Here is a 1,496-nt window from a genome sequence, read left to right on the forward strand (position 1 = left end):
ATAGCTCAGCTGAACAAGGAGGCCTAATGCGCAAGCCTGCCTCTACTAGCGACATTACTCGCATCCCAGCATTCCGGATGAATGAAGCCAAACTCTACCGCTTTGCAGCCGAGGCCCAGGACTACCACCTCCCTAACAGCACGATCGACAGTGTTGCAAAAGTGCATGGCCAGATCACCAAGCATCAGCCTAAGAAATCGCCGAACCGCTGGAAGACGGCATGCTTGGTCAGCCGCTATAGCTTGCCTCCGTCCGACCGGGAGCTAGCGCACTGGGTGCTGGTGCGCCTGGAGAATTAGTGGTGGCACGAAACCGGCTTAAAACCAAGGGACGCCGCGAATCTGGAACCTTTGCCGCACTTCCGCATATGGTCATGGATAGCGAAGATTTTCTATCACTTTCTGGCAGCGCAACCAAGGTGCTGCTGGGCCTACTCCGGCAGTACCGGGGAAACAATAACGGCGATCTCAGTGCAGCGTTCTCTAGCGCAAAGGGCTGGGGCATCGGCAGTAAGTCCACGCTTACCAACGCTCTTGCCGAATTACAGAACGGCAATTTGATCACGCGCACTCGGGAAGGCCGCTTCATGAAGCCTGGCGGATGCTGCGCCCTGTACGCTGTTACCTGGCACCCAATTGACGAGTGTGGAGGAAAGCTCGAGGTGTCCCCCACCACGGCAGCACCCAGAAAGTTCAGCCTGGAGCGAGCGCAGTACCCGGTACAGAAATTGAACCGGCAGCGTACAGAAACTGTACCGATGAAATGATAAGCGGCGACGAAAAGCCGTTCGTGGGTACGAAATCTGTACCGATGGCAAGCAACTGCCCAGTACAGAAACCGTACTCCTTTTTAGATTTACCAAGCAGAGTCCTAGAGCCCTGTTCGTTCCACGGAGGCCATATGAGCAAGCAGAACCAGAAGGTCGGAGTACGCCAGGACGAGTCCCCCAATTACAACCTGGCCCAGACGGTGACAAGCCCGGAATGCCTGAGTGCCTCGGTGCTCACGATTTGCCAAGATATCGAGCGGTCGCAGATCCGTGAAATGATCAGCGAGCTCAAGCGGCAAACCGCTGCCGTTCACATGGACGACCTGTCGCGAGCGCAGAGTATGCTGATAGCTCAGGCTCACACCCTGGATGGGTTGTTCGCTAAGCTGGCTAGCCAAGCTCTTACAGCACGGAATATAGAAGTGATGGAGCGCTACATGCGACTGGCGCTCAAGTCGCAGAATCGTAAGCGTCCAGCCAACTCACCTTCCGAACTCCAGCATTAAGGGCGATGGTGTCCGCGTTTTTTAAGCGGACGCGATAGCCCTTATCGCCGGGATTTCCATGCGCCAACGAAGCTCTTACCCCAAACCGTTCAAGGCCCAGGTTGTTCAGGAGTGCCTGCAATCCGGTGCTAGCGTTTCCAGCGTGGCCATACGCCATGGCATCAACGCCAACGTCATTCGCAAGTGGCTACCGCTTTACCGAGATCAGCCACCAGCGGCGT

4 protein-coding genes are annotated in these 1,496 nt (G+C 56.1%); all 4 read left to right on the forward strand.

The window, feature by feature from the left end; genetic code table 11:
- A partial coding sequence (locus DQ405_RS26895; protein WP_206678951.1) for a hypothetical protein occupies window positions 1-299 on the forward strand: 299 nt, incomplete at its 5' end.
- Entirely contained in the window at window positions 299-766 is a 468-nt protein-coding gene (locus DQ405_RS26900; protein WP_241730245.1) for a hypothetical protein, read from the forward strand. The genes DQ405_RS26895 and DQ405_RS26900, both read left to right, overlap by 1 nt.
- Window positions 767-900: 134 nt before the next feature.
- Complete coding sequence (locus tag DQ405_RS26905) at window positions 901-1,275, forward strand: hypothetical protein (RefSeq protein WP_168426511.1); 375 nt, start codon at window positions 901-903, stop codon at window positions 1,273-1,275.
- Window positions 1,276-1,333: 58 nt separating this feature from the next.
- A partial coding sequence (locus DQ405_RS28880) for a transposase (protein ID WP_168426512.1) occupies window positions 1,334-1,496 on the forward strand: 163 nt, incomplete at its 3' end.

This window comes from Pseudomonas sp. SST3, assembly GCF_003325755.1.